The 15,237-nt window shown below is 54.5% G+C and carries 18 protein-coding genes; 6 read left to right on the top strand and 12 right to left on the bottom strand.

Annotation, left to right across the window (positions count from 1 at the left end; translation table 11 throughout):
- Positions 1-319: 319 nt before the first annotated feature.
- The 3 genes from MKI86_RS21745 to MKI86_RS21735 form a co-directional block, all read right to left on the bottom strand.
- On the bottom strand, positions 320-733 hold the full coding sequence (locus MKI86_RS21745) for a hypothetical protein (RefSeq protein ID WP_241605267.1): 414 nt from the start codon (positions 731-733) through the stop codon (positions 320-322).
- A gap of 237 nt (positions 734-970) precedes the next feature.
- The gene (locus MKI86_RS21740) at positions 971-1,693 is read right to left on the bottom strand and encodes an ankyrin repeat domain-containing protein (protein ID WP_241605265.1); all 723 of its coding nucleotides are present in this window, start codon (positions 1,691-1,693) and stop codon (positions 971-973) included.
- A 5-nt stretch (positions 1,694-1,698) separates the two neighbouring features.
- A complete protein-coding gene (locus MKI86_RS21735) occupies positions 1,699-2,829 on the bottom strand; it encodes a hypothetical protein (RefSeq protein ID WP_241605264.1) in 1,131 nt (376 codons plus the stop codon).
- Positions 2,830-2,956: 127 nt separating this feature from the next.
- On the opposite strand from MKI86_RS21735, the gene MKI86_RS21730 reads away from it, so the two are divergent.
- A complete protein-coding gene (locus tag MKI86_RS21730) occupies positions 2,957-3,478 on the top strand; it encodes a hypothetical protein (RefSeq protein WP_241605262.1) in 522 nt (173 codons plus the stop codon).
- A gap of 2 nt (positions 3,479-3,480) precedes the next feature.
- On the opposite strand, the gene MKI86_RS21725 is transcribed toward MKI86_RS21730, so the two are convergent.
- From MKI86_RS21725 to MKI86_RS21710, 4 genes are all read right to left on the bottom strand, one after another.
- Positions 3,481-3,969 carry a hypothetical protein gene (locus MKI86_RS21725; protein ID WP_241605260.1) on the bottom strand — a complete coding sequence of 163 codons (489 nt, stop codon included), beginning with the start codon at positions 3,967-3,969 and terminating at the stop codon, positions 3,481-3,483.
- Positions 3,970-4,031: 62 nt separating this feature from the next.
- Positions 4,032-4,745 carry a hypothetical protein gene (locus MKI86_RS21720; RefSeq protein ID WP_241605258.1) on the bottom strand — a complete coding sequence of 238 codons (714 nt, stop codon included), beginning with the start codon at positions 4,743-4,745 and terminating at the stop codon, positions 4,032-4,034.
- Positions 4,742-5,329, bottom strand: a complete 588-nt coding sequence (locus tag MKI86_RS21715) for an RNA polymerase sigma factor (protein WP_241605256.1) — start codon at positions 5,327-5,329, stop codon at positions 4,742-4,744. The genes MKI86_RS21720 and MKI86_RS21715 overlap by 4 nt, the downstream gene beginning before the upstream one ends.
- 49 nt (positions 5,330-5,378) lie before the next feature.
- Complete coding sequence (locus MKI86_RS21710) at positions 5,379-6,989, bottom strand: hypothetical protein (protein ID WP_241605254.1); 1,611 nt, start codon at positions 6,987-6,989, stop codon at positions 5,379-5,381.
- A gap of 665 nt (positions 6,990-7,654) precedes the next feature.
- Between MKI86_RS21710 and MKI86_RS21705 the strand changes: the two genes are divergently transcribed.
- The gene (locus MKI86_RS21705; protein WP_241605252.1) at positions 7,655-8,638 is read left to right on the top strand and encodes a WD40 repeat domain-containing protein; all 984 of its coding nucleotides are present in this window, start codon (positions 7,655-7,657) and stop codon (positions 8,636-8,638) included.
- Complete coding sequence (locus MKI86_RS21700) at positions 8,635-9,510, top strand: hypothetical protein (protein ID WP_241605250.1); 876 nt, start codon at positions 8,635-8,637, stop codon at positions 9,508-9,510. Before MKI86_RS21705 ends, MKI86_RS21700 begins: the two co-directional genes overlap by 4 nt.
- A gap of 71 nt (positions 9,511-9,581) precedes the next feature.
- Here MKI86_RS21700 and MKI86_RS21695 read toward each other — a convergent pair whose 3' ends face one another.
- Positions 9,582-10,316, bottom strand: coding sequence for a DUF4431 domain-containing protein (locus MKI86_RS21695; protein ID WP_241605248.1), 735 nt, complete (start codon positions 10,314-10,316; stop codon positions 9,582-9,584).
- 125 nt (positions 10,317-10,441) lie between these two features.
- On the bottom strand, positions 10,442-10,903 hold the full coding sequence (locus tag MKI86_RS21690) for an HI_0983 family protein (protein ID WP_241605246.1): 462 nt from the start codon (positions 10,901-10,903) through the stop codon (positions 10,442-10,444).
- 280 nt (positions 10,904-11,183) lie between these two features.
- Between MKI86_RS21690 and MKI86_RS21685 the strand changes: the two genes are divergently transcribed.
- Positions 11,184-11,780: a DUF1176 domain-containing protein gene (locus tag MKI86_RS21685; protein ID WP_241605244.1), complete on the top strand. Its 597-nt coding sequence runs from the start codon at positions 11,184-11,186 to the stop codon at positions 11,778-11,780.
- A gap of 120 nt (positions 11,781-11,900) precedes the next feature.
- On the opposite strand, the gene MKI86_RS21680 is transcribed toward MKI86_RS21685, so the two are convergent.
- Both MKI86_RS21680 and MKI86_RS21675 read right to left on the bottom strand, forming a co-directional pair.
- Complete coding sequence (locus MKI86_RS21680; RefSeq protein ID WP_241605243.1) at positions 11,901-12,812, bottom strand: hypothetical protein; 912 nt, start codon at positions 12,810-12,812, stop codon at positions 11,901-11,903.
- Positions 12,734-13,114: a hypothetical protein gene (locus tag MKI86_RS21675; RefSeq protein WP_241605241.1), complete on the bottom strand. Its 381-nt coding sequence runs from the start codon at positions 13,112-13,114 to the stop codon at positions 12,734-12,736. Before MKI86_RS21675 ends, MKI86_RS21680 begins: the two co-directional genes overlap by 79 nt.
- A 455-nt stretch (positions 13,115-13,569) precedes the next feature.
- Here MKI86_RS21675 and MKI86_RS21670 point away from each other — a divergent pair, with 455 nt between their 5' ends.
- Together MKI86_RS21670 and MKI86_RS21665 are read left to right on the top strand one after the other, a co-directional pair.
- Complete coding sequence (locus MKI86_RS21670) at positions 13,570-14,367, top strand: hypothetical protein (RefSeq protein WP_241605239.1); 798 nt, start codon at positions 13,570-13,572, stop codon at positions 14,365-14,367.
- 149 nt (positions 14,368-14,516) lie between these two features.
- Positions 14,517-14,981, top strand: coding sequence for a hypothetical protein (locus MKI86_RS21665; RefSeq protein ID WP_241605237.1), 465 nt, complete (start codon positions 14,517-14,519; stop codon positions 14,979-14,981).
- 115 nt (positions 14,982-15,096) lie between these two features.
- Here the strand turns inward: MKI86_RS21665 and MKI86_RS21660 are convergent.
- On the bottom strand, positions 15,097-15,237 hold a 141-nt coding region (locus MKI86_RS21660; RefSeq protein ID WP_241605015.1), incomplete at its 5' end, for a transposase domain-containing protein.

The raw sequence follows: 15,237 nt of genomic DNA, 5'->3' as shown, positions 1-15,237 counted from the left end.
CATCATGCTCGATTGGGGTTAGGCCTATTGTCAGGAGTAGCGACGGACAGGAAATTGGCTGCCCTGCCTCTCAGTCCGCTGGCTGCGAAGACGTTGGAGCAGGCGGGCTCATAGCCTGCTGCGGAGAGCGGATGTCGGCCCTTTGGTTGGATTCGTTTGGCAGACGCCGTTTGTTCTCGATGCGGTCAACGGCTTCGTTGTCGGATACATTGGCAAATTTCGCTCGGAGCTGAGCGACAATCTCGCCATGGGCCTGAGCACCACTCCATCGTCGCCAGATGGTACCATTTACCAGTCAGCGTTGAGGCCGCGCCAAAGCCTATTTGCCAGCGTATTTTCTTGTCATCTGTCGACCCACCTGTACGCCGATGGCGTAAGCTTCTTGCTTCAGCCATCGATCTGCTGAGGCCTTGCCATCTTGGGCCACTCGGCGACGATGCTCGCGCTCCAGACGAGGACGATGGCTTTCCATTATCCTTTGACCTTCCGCCCGCGCTTGTCTTTCGGCCTGCGCCGACATTTTTCGATTGTTGTGCTGCATCAGTGGCCGTCGAGCGTTGAGATTTTTCTTTGAACGGCCGTGATATTGCCGGGCTCCCTGCTGCTGATGGGTCCGCAGGTTGTTTTCCAGATTGGAATCAATCCTGTTACCAAGCCAATCTATCGCATAGGATGGTGATGGGAGGGCGATCGCAAAACAACCAATGACCGCCATTAGGTTAAAAGGTGACACCTGTTCCTCCTTCAAAATCAGCGTTATCAAATATGGGACGTGTGAAGTGCGATAGTCCTTGGTCCTGGGCCTCGTCTCCGAACTCAACCAACGGGAAACCCTAGCAAGTTTCTCAAAATCCGGGCTGTGCCGTCAAACAGATCAGCTGAAAGAGCTCCAGAAGCAGGTCTTTCGGATGAGCCCGCAAGCGTCGTTCTCCACGGAGCTGGAATCGGTTCGACGCGTCAATGATTCCCGCTATCGGTAGCGGTCTGCCTTCGGATCAAGCGCGATATCGCGTTCCTCCAGGATCGCGATGACTTTGCGTCGGTGCCTTAACGCTTCCCATGTCATAACCTCGGGGTTCCCTCGGAAGAACGATGATTGAAACGTCGCGCCGATGTCGTTCTCGGCTGTGGGGTCCGCTCCGAGTTCAAGAAAGCGCAAAACGCTTCCTGAATCGTTGATGTCAGCCGCGTGCTTGAGTGGTCGGTTTCCAGAGCTATCCTCCTGCTCGATGTTCGCTCCATGCTTAATCAGCAGGTCGCGATTCTTCGGCCGCCGAGTGTCTAGAGCATTAAACAGTGGTGGCCTCTTCAGTCTGGAGGCAAGGGCATTAGGATCGCCCCCATTCTCAAGGAGCTGCTCAAGGTAATGAATGTTTTGATGCTGAGCGGCAAGATGCATAGCGGTAGAGCCATACCAGCCTTGAACATTGGGATTCTCTCCTGCCCTCAGGAGTTTCATAAACTGACCGTAGTCATTGTCGATAATTGCCTGCTCAAGCGGCGTGGCCTGTGTCGATTGGACCATTGTTGGTAAATGCTTGGTCGAGCCATGCAGCGTCTCTCCCTCAATCGCCAGTCGAGGCGCCGCCGCAGTCATGCTGTGTTTAACCGTGGGAAGGATTGCGACCGTTGTCGCAATCGTCGCAATCATCGCTTTTCTTCTAGTCGAGCTTCTTTTCGATTTTTGTTTCATCAGACTTATTCCTCTTCAGCAATGCGGAGGAGCTGGAGATCTCGTCTCATGTAACTCTCCATAACACGACTCAACAGGGGATTAGCCGACTGTCCATCTGCCGTGGTGTCAAAAGTGACAGTGGCCGCGCAGAACGGTTTGGACGCAGTGACTAACGCGCCTGCAATTTCCGCGTCGATTCCGCTCGCTTCGAAAGCAACCGCGCTCGCTTTCAGGTATTTAATCGCTTGCTCGGCCATTTCACAATTGGAATAGGTCAGGGAAACGACCATGCCGGGCCGCTTGCGTTGCACATCTGCCATGAGCCCTCCAAGATAGTGAGGTAGCCCGTCACTTTTGGTTGTTGGTCCGTCTCTCAACTCATCCGCAGTGGCTGGTTGCTGCGTCACGAGCCCGGCCGGGGCCCTTGCGGATAACCCAATCGACGGTGATATGACGACAGCTTGAATGATCTTATCCTCGCTACCCGTCAGGGCGCCTTTCAATCCATCAAGCGCAGGCGCCACGTACGGGGCGTCGGCCATGGTTTGCTTCGGCGCGGACAACGCGATCATGGTTTCGGGTGAGGAAGCCTGAACCAGTTTTGAGCCGAACGGCTTGACATAATATGCTTTACCCTGAAATCCGCGCCAGGGGTTAAACGGGTCGGCTTTGCGAAGGTCCATCTTCCCTTCGATGCCTCCGTTTCCGAGAAGACCGGGAATACCACCGGGTACTTCGGCAAAATCCATTTTCTTGAGTTTCGTCAACAAGCCGTCGGCTGCGGTCTCATCTTTTAAACCCCACAGGGTAACGAGCCTGGGCTGCTCTCCGAAGCCCACGAAGTACTCGATATCAGCAAAGCGCACCCCGGCTTTTTGCGTCCAGTTGGAGAGCATGTTCAGATCTAACCGTTGCAACGGCTCGATCTGCACGGCGAGCGCGAGGCGGTTCAGGGAAGCGAGAGATGGCACTTCTTTCCCGTTGTCCCGCCAGGCCTGTACGTCGAAGAAGTAGGCCAGCATTGGTGCCAGTGTCGTACCACCGCTTTCAGGGATTGCCGACAGCGCCTCACGAAGGGATTGGGTGCTGTCCTTTGCGAGTGCCTGGTTGGAAAATACTGCCATGAGGCCGATTGCAAGTGCTATTTTGCGCATTCGTGTCTCCGCTATTCACTGCACATAAGACGCCTCCTGTCTGCACAACCTTGGTGAGAACTGTCCCACTCACCAAGGTTTGCTCGACCTTGGGCGTCTTAACAAAAAGCATTTTTGGAGGTCACCTTTGCACTCTAATCAGCCAGTATCTCTGACGCGCGAGTATCGATTGAACGCACAATGGCGACTTGTGGCGCTCGTTCCGGTCGCAGCCATTCTGTTTTGCGCTGCATTGATCTTCTTTATCCTTTCCGGCTCTGAAATCTGGTGGTGGAGTTTCTGGATTATTACCCCACCAGCGATTGTCGCGATCCTCTTTGCGGTTGGGCTAAGTAACATGAAGCTCTCGTTAGACAGCTCTGGTCTGCGGTTTCGCGGACTGGGCTACACCGTTTCGGCGCCGTGGACGAACGTGGCGCCCGGCGCGGGCCCACGCTTGGACGTCACTTTGAGAGATCCGGAAGTGTCCCTTTCCTCATGGATGGCGTGGATGTTCCCGGTCACAGAAGCACTCTTCCCATGGCGCGCGCGCTTGGCAGACGCATCTTTGCGCCGGGTACCGCTTTGGTATTTCGACGATGGCACCATGATAAACACACTTGAAGTGATGCGGCGTGCGGGGGAGGGGACGCGGCAGGAACTATCGTGAGGTCACTTTAGGCCTCTCTCCGACTTGTAACGATCAAGAAGTCCCGTAAGAGGACTATGCAATAGGTCACCACTGATCCGTGGAGGTTCACCGTAGCTGAAATGAAACTGGTAGCGTCCATCTCGTTCAATTGCGATATCAACGATCGCCCAGGGTTTCTCATCGACCTGACGCATAGCCTCCTGCAAGGCTATGAGCTTTTGCTTTGAGGTCGGGCTCAACCGAAAACTCAGGTCTTCGAGGCTGCCGCCGGGTTTATGTGCCAGAACCGCCGTCTGCGTGCTCGATCGTCGGCCGTCCTCGATGAGAAGCTCATGATTGACTGCGATATAAACCCAGTCCCGATCCTCCCACTCAAAGTCATGCAGATTAATGCGATCATCCACAATGCTGCGGACCACGGCGTCTTGTAGCTCGGTTGCTGAAGGTGCCTCCGCCCGTATAGTAGCCGGTCTCTTGCGAAAGGCGGAAAATAGTCGCTTGATAACCATTTATTCCCCTTTGGGTGTTTCTCCCAACTTCTGCCACGCGGCGCGGTTTTCCGATTGCGGGCTTAACGTGGCGACGAGTAGGATAAGCGACGCATGACCTCTTCGCGTGTCGACGCCTCAAAGATCTGTTGCGTGTACTGGGTTGAACGTTGATAGCGGCCATCTTTCTGAACGAAGGCGTCCCAACGCTGTTTCGACCCGACGCCTGAACGGACGGCAAGAACTTCCTCGCCGTTCCCAGTTATAAAGCGAGAAGCATCGAACAAAGTTATGTGCTCTGACCGGGCTTTGATCGTGAAATCGATACGATACTGTTCTCCGTGTTCATTCAGGAGGATTTCGGCAGCTTCGGGCATATTGCGAACAGCTAGGGCAATTCCATCAAAGTCGTATCGCTCGAGAGACGCAGCGCTCTGCTGCGGGGCTCTGGCAGTTTGTTGGGCGCCCATTCGGCGCATTGACCCCGGACTGGCTTCCGATAGCTGATCTGATGGCTTTTGGGCCGGGACTAAAAAATGGCCAGGTATAATCACGACCACTGCGACCACCGAACAACTGACGGCGGCAAGCGGAATAGCCCATCGGCCCGACCGGCCCAACCACGATGTCATTCCTTGCCAGAGGCCTCCCGTGAACTTTCCTTGCCGAGCCTGAATGCCATTCTGAGCGAAGAGTTCGGTACTAGCCTTGATCGTCGCGCGCATGCGTGCAGGATCCGGCACCGGAACAGGTCCGTGGGAAAGATGCTCGAATGGATCGTTTCCAAACTGGTTCATAGGCGACCCTTCAGCGCCTTACGCGCATTATGAATGTGCCAGGAAACGGTAACCTCTTTGCACTGCATGATCTGAGCCGCATCCGCATGGCTCATCTCTTCGCCGTAAACAAGAAGAACGGCGTCGCGCTGCTTGTCGGGCAGTTGCCGCACCTGTTTCCAGATGTCGGCGACATGCACTGCATCCTCCTGCCCGCCACTCGTTTCCTCTTGCGCTGTAAGAGAAAGTTCGGCTGCGCGGCGTTCCGCCCTCACTTTGCTTCGTTGCAGATCACGAACAGCATTCAATGTTACACGATAGAGCCAACTCGTGAAGCTGGCCCGTCCGTCAAATGAAGAAAGGATCTTCGCAAGGCGCATGCAGATTGTTTGCGTTACGTCTTCCGCATCGGTCTGGTCGCCAAGCCATCGGAACGCTGTCTTGTAGATAAAGCGATAATGTTGCGTTACGAGGTACTCAAACGCAGCAACATCTCCGTTCTGCGCTCGTTTGACCACAGTTTTGCTTTCCTCACCTCGACAATGATCCTCATCCACGCTCCTTTGCACCCCGATATCGTCCTCCGTCGCTCCTTCAAGCAGCATCGTGAAGTTTGGCGTTGCACTTGCACAACTATGTAATTTCGGTGGCAACCTATTGGGGAAATCGCTTCGTATCAAGCCAGTAAGCTTCACCGCGGATGATAACGGTTTCAGGCAAAGGAACTTGTGCACCTGCCGGAACGGCGAAGAAATGCCGCTCCGTTTGACCGGCACGATCAAGGACAAGGGCGAAGTCCTCAAATCGATAGCTCGCAATTTCAGCTTCCTCTTTCTTCCCGTTGACGATGATATAACTCGTTCCAACATTGCCAGCTACGAAGCCACTGCGCTGATATTTAACCGTTCCATTGTTGTCGAATACGTAACTGCGATCCTGCCTGGTGCCTCCAATTCCCACCTGAAGGTAGTAATAGCGAGCGTGGAGATGTGTAGGAGACATTGGTTCAAGCCGTTGCGGCTGCTGCAGTTCGATCTCCTGACCAATATCATCGCCAGCTTGGTGAGTAAGCACAACCTTCTCGTCGCGTTCGGTCCACTGAAACCAACGCTGGGGTTCTCGTTGCCTGGAGCGTTCAACCGCGAGATCTGTGAAAGGAAAACTCCAATCGTGCCGGTACGCAGTTCCGTCCTTCAGCAGGACGTAGATCGCTTCGTCCCGGTCGACATACCCATTCCCGAACCCGTCCATGCGATTATCGAAACTGGCTTCATAAAGAACGCGGTCGACACTGCTCATCTGGATACCATTATCAGGTCCAGCATAGGCTTCGCTCTCCTCCAGCGGCCGGAGCATTAGACCGGCTGAGTCGTCCTCCTCGACAAAAGGTCTGCCGATCTCCTCGGCAGTGAAAAGCCTGCATTTGTTAAGCGTCAGTTTTCCGCCTGAACTGATGTCAATAACCGAGCGGACCATTCCAACGACAACGCGGTCCTGTCCAACCGCCCGCGCGGCGTTTGCCTCATGGGCCGTGTCAGCGAAACTCTTGCATTGCACACTGAAGGACGACTGCCGGTCATCCCGCCATTCCCGGAGTTCGTCATCACTGACAACGCGTCCGAACAAAACTTGTACACCATCCGACTTTAACCAACGCTCGGCATGGTCTTCGCGTGCGCTGCTAAGATCACGATTACGGCGTGCGCCTTGCTTGCTGCCTATCTCTGCCATCTTTGCCTCAAGACGAGCGGAGAGTGCAGCCAAACGAAGGATCTCTATATCTTCAATTTTTTTCACTTGTGGCACGACCACGGGCTCAGCCGGTATGTCGATACCCATACTCGCTGCGGTGCGCATGAGTTTACGGACCTGTCTCTCTACCGAGAATTGGCTGTCTTGTTTGAAAATCTTTGCGACGTCGGAGCAGTCATTTGGGGCTTTTTGAATCTCCTCCTCTATGGCGGCGGCGAGCTTTCTCCTCTGTGGCTCCAATTGGGTGGCCAGTTCAGGAGCGCGGGCGGTGAGACCTTCCATGAGGCGTTCATAGCTCGGCCGCCCATTGGCATGGGCCCAGCCAGCAAGAATATCCCGGCGGCTCGACGCCCCATCGGGGTCATGACTGTTGCATTTATCGACGTAGAGCTCGGCGGCTGTGAAAGCGCCGACGACCCTTCCAAGATCCTTCGTGAACTCTTCAGAATCGTCCGCGTACGCTGCCAACGGCATGCAAGCCGCGACAGCTAGCGCGAGAAGGAACGTTCTCACAGGCAACCTCCCGGGATCCTGTTGACCATTAATTTCTGGCTATCGAAAGTCCCATCGACAACCAGACATTCTCGCTTCTCCCATGCGGCCCGTATGCGGTTGGCATCTCCATCTGATGCGTTCAGCACTGGCAAGGCGTCCCCCTGTCCAAAGAGGATCAAGCGGATTTCGTGAACTGTTTCCAATATCCACGATCCCACGCCATGGGCATGGCGATTTTACACAGTTGACGGAGGTTCTTCCGATCGCCAAGCGTCCAGTTTCGTAAACACCGGAAATGGCTGGACCTGCCAGGGCCGTCGCATAAGCTACCGTGCAGAAAGTCACTGATCGAGTGATCTTGCGGCAAATTGACATCAGACGCTTCGTCATAAGGACTTTTCCCGTTGGATTACCCGTAAGACGGTTGAGATCGGCCTATCCTTGGTGGCAGCTCTTCGCTGGCTTGGTAGGCAGCACACGCCCACCAACCAGTTGCTTCACTGAGAAGTCGAACGCTTAGTATGAAGAGGAAGGAGCGATTCGACCATCAATACCCTTCTGAGGCTGTCATCCTTTACGCCGTCGAAAAGAGCTGCAGCCACACGAAAAATAGTTGCGGACGACCAAGGTCAACGCCCCTCGGAGCGTCTCAATGCCAGTGCTTCTGTGTGTGAAAGGCAGCGATGGTGCGCAGGGTTCTGGTTGTTTTAGCGATTATCTCCGGATCAGCGATTGTCACCTTTAGCGGCTTTCGCGACTGCGGTTGGCTGGAGACCGCGTTTGGATCTGGTTCTTGTGCTGGCTCCGTCACCCTGGATAATATCGCGAGCGTGCGCAGCACCGTCGCGGTGAATTCCGATGGCGACGTCGTTGTGCTTGGCAATCGTTACACGGCGACAAATCGAGAGGGTGATTTTGACGTTCGTGCCCAGATTGCGATCATAGACTGGCAAGCAGGCAAAGAAGTGCGCCGCATCGAGCCGGATTTTTCCGGCAGACCGGACCAACTGATACTTTCGGCAACGAACGAGGGCATGGCAATCACCTGCCGCAGTTTCTACGCTTGCGACCTGGCCGATCTACCATCCGGCCAAGACGCTTTTGGTGCGACCCAACTTGCGCTGCTGGACGAGGATGGTTCGATCAACTGGGTTGGCGCGGTCATGCGAGAAGAGGCGCCGCCGAGTGTAGAAGGTCGCGCATTCGATCTGGCATTCTCCGCTGATGGGCGTTCGCTTGTCGCCGGCCCCGTCGTCTTCTCCGTGGCAGACGGCGCCCGCGGATCGGGGAGCGCGCAGGTGAGCATAACCTCTCATGCTACCCTCCTCGCCAGCTATGATTTCGAGCTGGCGGGGCAAAGACGGTCCCTGGGCTTGCCGGCTGGATTTGTGCCCTTCACGCGCTTGCAAACCGCGACGTCTCGTGACGGCAAAAGTTTGGCAACCTTGTCGCGCCGCTTTTCCGGTGAAGGGGCAATCCGCAGCGTTCTGCAGATATGGGATATTGCGCGTGGTGAACTCGTCACGCGGCATGAGATCGTGTCCGATCTGGCACCGGCTTTGGCATGGCATCCAGATGGCAGCCTGGTTTTCGTCGCGACGGCGTCTCCAGTCGCCGAGGACGCCTCGACGCAAATTCGTGCATACCGGACGGGGCTCGCGCAATGAAGGAACGTCGCGCTGCCGCAATATTGCTGCCTGTTCTTGTCGTCATCGTTGCAGGTGCCATCCACTGGTCCCTGGGCACTTGTCGACTGCTTGATCGTCTACTGGGGCTGTCCGGTTGCCTCGGAAGTGTGGTCGTTGCCAATTTCCTGTCGCTCGAGGGCGTTACCATGTCCGCACCCGACGCCGATGGTGTCTCCAGCTTGTTTGGGACTGTGGTTATCGAAGATGGTGACGCTCCAGCCATGATCAGGCTGGACCCTGAGACCGGTAGCGAGGCGGCGCGCTACCCTTTGAGACTGCAAGGGAGCCTTAAACGGGTTACACTTGCCGCGGATGGTGAACGCGCTGGTCTGGACTGCGTGACGACCAGGTATTGCGCAGAGACGGGAGAAAGCGTCTCAATTGTTTCCTTGCATGACGGTGCGGAGATCGAAACCGCAGATGCGTGGCGCCAGTCTCCCCGCCCTGCGCTAGGCGATCCCGAGCCCGGTCCGCCTTTCCCTTTCGATGCAATATTTGCAGACGCCGGCAAGAGAATCGTGAGCCGAGACAACGATGCGCTTCGGATCTACACAACGAGCGGGCAAGCGGTTGCTGAAATTACCTCCAGTCGCTGGACAAGGCCTAAGCTCTCCGTATCGCCAAGCGGTCGATACATCGCGCTGGTGGAAGACGCGACGAAAGAGGATAATCATCAAAAATTCCAGATCTGGGACGTTCGGGATGGTGTTCTCCGTGCAACACTAGAGATGCCCACCAACTATCGAAGTCAGGGCAATCTCGTTTGGTCGGCCGACGAGTCAGGCCTTTTCTCTTTCCGTAGGGTGGCCAACGACACGTACATCGATCGCTTCGCGTTGCCGAGTTTTTGAAGGCCAGCTGCCAGCTGCGCGTTTGGTCGACGGAAAACCGTCCTGAGAGGTGCACATTGTAGTGAAGAAAGCTATCGATAATAGCTTGTCCACCGCCACGTATCGTCAATGTAGCGGAACTCGAACTGTCCCAGGCGCGCGTGGTCGTCGAAAGGTGGTGCGCTACGCCAATCCACTGGCAACTGTTTGCCCATCCTCCGGATCGCGTGGTCTTGATCGTCACTGATTGCGCCGCACAGTTTCATAAGCTCGATCGCGCTGAGTGCTTGAACGGGGTCAGTGTCGAGCGAACCGTAGACGGCAAGAGGCAATGCAGCCATCGCTGCAATTTGCTCACATCGCTTTTCCAATGTGGCTTGGTGGAACTCAGACCAGAAGGCTCGAAAAGCTTCGGTGGCTGGGCTAATGGCTTTTATATCTTTTGCATCGATCACCATTGGCAGAACGTGCTGGCGGCTGATTGCGGCAAAAACAGTGCCTCGAACCGTTACATGCTGGCCTACAAGTGGCATAAAGTTCTGCTCCAAGGGCGGTATGACCTGCACGCGAGCGATGTTCGAAAGGGCACCGTTCTCAATTTCGACCGGGTCTGGGAAGGCGCAGATTGGTGCATAGAGCGTCAGCACAGGATACTCGATAGGCGCTTCGCTCTCTGCCCGTATGACGGCTTCTAAACTCAGAACGCCGTCTAAAGCGTGCTGCGGACCGTATCGCAGGCATTCGGCCGAGGCGGACAAGGTAAACGCGCTTAGAAAGAGAGAAGCCGCAGCAAGATTCTCAAAGGTTTTCCTTCGGTTCAGGTGCATATCGCTATCACCTCATCGAGAAGTAAAATGATTTGCGCCTCAGCTAACATACAAAAAACCTAGGAAAGTTTGAAAGGTCGGGTACGCTCCGCTGATGGTGGTGCGATCTGCATCCATCATTAGGATCAGTCCGATGGTACAAATTCAGGCATTGGCGCCCGTGTGAGTTCGGCTATCCGTTTTGCTTTGAAGTTTTTCAGGCCTTGAAGAAATTTCATGGATGCTTTATTGCCGTACGCTCTCTCGCTGAGAGCAAACAGTTTTACGCCTCGACGTCCCTTGAAGTTGCCTTCAGCATAGCGGTAGCCATTCCATTCGACGATGTATTCTCCGCTTTTGTCTTTGGACGACATAAGAAAATCGAGACTGATCTCGTTCGTTTTTGGGTTTTTGAGAACAGAAAAATTGGCGACGAGATCGCTGGTCTTTCGCCTGTCTATCATCGCCGTCTGCGCGGCAACTACATCACTAAGTTGTTGCTCTGTTTCAAAAAACTCCAGGATGACCATACTGTTATAGCGGTCGTCGTCGCCATTTTTGGCAAGTATTCCTGCTTGAAATAGCCGGATTGAGGATTTGACGACCACGACAGTGTGTAGACCTGCTCGCCGAGCGTGACGGGGCCAGGAACTCCCAGAAAGTCCTTTACGTCCTTCGCCGCCGCAGGTGAGGCAAAACTAACAGCGTAGATAACCAGGACGGACAGGATAGAGCGGAACATGGCTAATCTCCTAGTCGGATCCATAACTGATCGTTTGTAAGACGTGTCGAAAGTCACCAGCCTTGGTGAAGCGCATCGTCTTTCTGGGGCTAAGGTTCATACGACAAGCACCGTCTTACTCCTTAGTCGGAGTTTAGGAGGCGTTGATGGTGTATCGACATTTACTGCTTGTGTGTGCCGCCCCGTTCGCGCTGTCTTCTGCTGCCGCAGAGACGGATTGGCACCGAGATGCGTTGGCAAAGGCTGTTGCATTTCATGCTATGAACCCACCGAAAACTTGTAACGCCTTAGAGAGTTCTCCCAGCCAACCCATCAGTTACAATCTGCCCACTGGTAACGGCGCGTCGGCGCGGGGAGAATTGTTGATAGAGTTTCCTTGCCAGGCAGGAGCCTATAATCAAACCAAGGTCTATTTGCTCTCGAACCGGGACGGAGGTCTCTCCAACGTAGAATTTCCGATGCCAAAGATTGATGTGACTTACGTCGGCGAGGGAGAAAATGCGCCAGTCAAGAACGTCGCCATCACTGCAACGGAGATGGTTCGTGAAGTCGCCAATCCGTTGTTCGACACTGAAACTTTGACCCTGACGGCGAAAGCAAAATGGCGCGGAGTAGGGGATACATATACTCTCGCAAAATGGTCATTCCGAAATGCGAGGTTCGAGCTAGTCTACTTCGCTGTTGACGCGAGTTTTGACGGTCGTGACGACCCTCAAATCATGATCGATGAGAAAAGCAAATAGTCGCCAACGACAAGAACGTGGTTGGCGAAGCTCAAACGCAAAGATGCGCTGGCAATGATGTGAACCGCTGACTTCACGCCTGCGCGTTGCGGCGGGGTTCAACATAATCGACCGGTATCTTTATTGGGTCGTTGAGGCCAAATACTCCTTCTCCAGGCGGTCAAAAAGGTCCATGGCTCGATTCACTTCATCGGTTTCGCGTCCCATCACCCTTTTGGAGTTGGCTTGGCTGCATTCCGTCGGGCCCGCTTTAGCATGGCGGTTGGCTTCCTTGTTCAGATAGGCGATTTCGTCGGGGTTGAGGTAATCGGGAATGTTGCTGGCGCGTTCAAGCTCGACGCGGTAACGGCTGCCATGGCAAAGATCGGCGTAGGTCTTATGAGCCATCGCCTTTCCGGCGATTTTCGATTTTTCCACCATCAAAGCCCGCCTGTAGGAGTCCGGCGTCTTAACGGACAGAAATATGTTGTCATTGTCGGCGAGGCCTGAGTAGACAAGCTCCGGCAGATTGCGATCAGGAAAGATCCAGTCGAGCGGGTTTAATTTGACGAGTTCGACAGCGTTAGCCATCTGCACGATGCAAGCAAGGCCGGCGATAACAGCAAGGACTTTTGGTGCCTTGTGTTTCGGAGCAGGCGCCCGAAGGACAGAAAACGCTAACCCGAGGCCAATCAGTCCCATCAGGAGTCCACCAAGGTTGAACTGACTGTCTTGAACGATCTCACCGTTGACGGTGACTGTGTTGGTTGTACCAAAGAATAAAAAGAACGGCGCCAGTGCGAGGATAAGCGCTATAATGGGTTTGGAAAATCGAGACATCGATCCTTCTTTCAAAACGATTTCAAGACGGGGTGATGTCAGACTGATCAAGCGATGGTCGCGGTCACTGCGCAGATAAGGGTTCGCTTGAGCTGAACATCGAGGGCAAATGAGGATGGCCGTGCCGAAAGCGCTTATTGATTCTGTCGTAATCGGCGCTTCATCTTCTCGGCTTCGCGCTGCCCGAGCAGGAATGCCTGCTGTCGGATCCATGCGTTCGCCTTGACCTCTCCATCCCGCTTGGCTCGCCGCTGATATTCCGGCACAAGTGCCTTTATGGAAGCCTGTATCCTTCGATGCGCTGCCTTATCCAGTTTGAGTTGGCTCGCAGGGACGTCTGCTTTTCGCGCTTTGCGCACCTGCTGCTGCCGTTTGCGCTGGTACTGATCATTGGGAAACAGGTAGCCGGGGCTCGCAGTTGTCACAGAAGGGACAGAGATTTCTTGCGCCACACCACCCAACGGGAGCGACCAAATTCCCGCTACAATCGAAATCAGCGTTAGTTGTCTGAGCATGATGTTCTCCTCTAACCAAAGGTTAGACGGCTGACCGTGGAGAGGCCTTGGCGCGCGCCAAAAAAGTTTTCTGGAACTTCACAAGCGTCGAGCCAATCCTGGGTCGTCTCTTCCTTTTTTCAGGCCACGCGAAGTGAGCAACTTTCAGCGTTTCAAGAAGACAATGGAGCTTTGGATGCTGGCATAAAGATCAAGCCATTCGTAATTCGTGACAACGAGAAGCGTTCCTGACCAAGGTTGGTCGATGCGGATACGTCCAATCGAAAACCGCTCTAACGAAGGCAGGTCCAGTGACACCCCTTATGCCTATGAGACTTCTCCCGGTGAAATTATGGAGAGCATCATCTCCACATCCCACGTGCCGACCCGCAAAACGTTTCTGGGTCGGTGTCCGTATGTGCCCCCGGGTTCCGAGAATTAGCTTGAACGCAGCCGATGCGCAGGAGGAGACACTCATGTCCCAACACTACGAAGCGATAAAACGTTTGGCGGCACACGCTGTCCTGGTCGCCATGACGCTATTGGTAGGGCCGGCCGCCCTCGCCGAAAGCGATGGTGACAAGGTTTTCGAGTTAAGTGGGTTAGCTAGTTCGTTTGCTGGTGCGCCGGAAACAGCATCAGAGGTTGCGCGACAACTTGGCGCTGACGAAAGCGTTATGACGGCATGGGAAACTGCGGCAAACGACGAACTTTCGCCTGCTCGATTGACCCAAGCCTTCCGGCTAGAGTTTTCAAAGGAAATTGCGCCGACTGCAATTCCGGAGATTTTGGCCTTCAGGACGTCCGAACTCGGGTTGAAAGTCACCGCAGCTGAAGTGGTCGTGGCGCGCGGTGATGAACGCGACAAGCGCTATAGGGCAGCAGCGAGCGAAATAGCAACTCTCTCAGAGAACCGCCGCAGGCTTTACCGTGAGCTGGCGACGCTGACCACCCCACGAGATGTCAACGGCAATCTCCTCTTGCTGGTGGAAGCCCTGTTAGTGCCAGTCTTGCCGAAGACTTCTGTTGAAGCGGCACTGTCACAACTGAAGAATAGACTCCGCGAAAGTCGGCTTTCTGAGCGAGTGCTAGAAACGACCGCGGCTAGATACGGAACATTGTCTGACATTGAGTTGAGTCTTTTGATCGAGCATTTTAGAACGGAAGAGGGGTCGGCTTTTCTCGTAGCAAAGTCGACAGGTGAGGGCAGAGTGTTCAGGCGAGCTGTTCGGAAGCTGGCGATTAATTTCGCAAAGTTTGTTCAAGATCGTTAAAGATTTAATATGCGGGAATGGTCAGATTTGTCAGTAACGTCCCGATACGGGCAAAGAAAAATGTTTTGTCTCAACTCTTTAAAATTACGTCGAACAACGTCTATTGCTTGAGGTTCGACCTAGATTGAAGTGAATGAAAGGATGATGCCATGGTGATGAGAATGCGCTCCAGTTTCGCGGCTATCATATTCGCGCTTGTTCTCGCTGCGCCGGCTGATGCGGGGTGGGAAGCCACGCAATGGGGCATGTCGCCGAATGAGGCCATGGCCGTGCTCGATGGCGCTGTCCAATATCCACCTCAAAGCAAAGAAATTCATGAGCACGCGGGCAAGAAGTACGCGCCTTTAATCAAGCTTTCGCACGCGGTAGAGGGCGTTTCAGGTCAAACATTGCTTCTATTCGATGTGGATAGGAAGCTACGCTACGTAATGTTCAATCCGACCGAAATAGGCTCATGTGACTCCTTGGTTGAAGCGCTGACAAGTCGCTACGGCGTCCCGCACGCCATGTCGGCGGGCAAGATCAACATTTCGGACTGGAGTCACGGCGCGGAAGCGATCAAGCTCACCAAGGTCGGATCGACCGTATGCAACCTGTCTTATTCTGCAAAGTGAGTGGAACGGTGAGGACAACGGTGGCACAGGGAACAAGTCAAAATTACCAGAGCCTTCGTATTCTTTCGTGAACATCACGTCGTCCGCGATGTAAGCCTCCGGTGAAGGCCACAGGTCAGGCAGCTTGAGCGTTGACGGTCGGCGGCGTCCAATTCCACGGAAGCAACTGCTCCAGCCTTATAATCGGCGTGTCAGCGATGCGGGCAAGAACGTCGGCGAGCCACGCCTGCGGATCGATGTCGTTGAGCTTTGCCGT

Origin of the sequence: Shinella sedimenti, assembly GCF_022601905.1 — a bacterium.
Taxonomy (GTDB): Bacteria; Pseudomonadota; Alphaproteobacteria; order Rhizobiales; family Rhizobiaceae; genus Shinella; species Shinella sedimenti.
The sequence above is the reverse complement of the archived record's forward strand: the minus strand, read 5'-3'. Positions and strand labels throughout refer to the sequence as shown.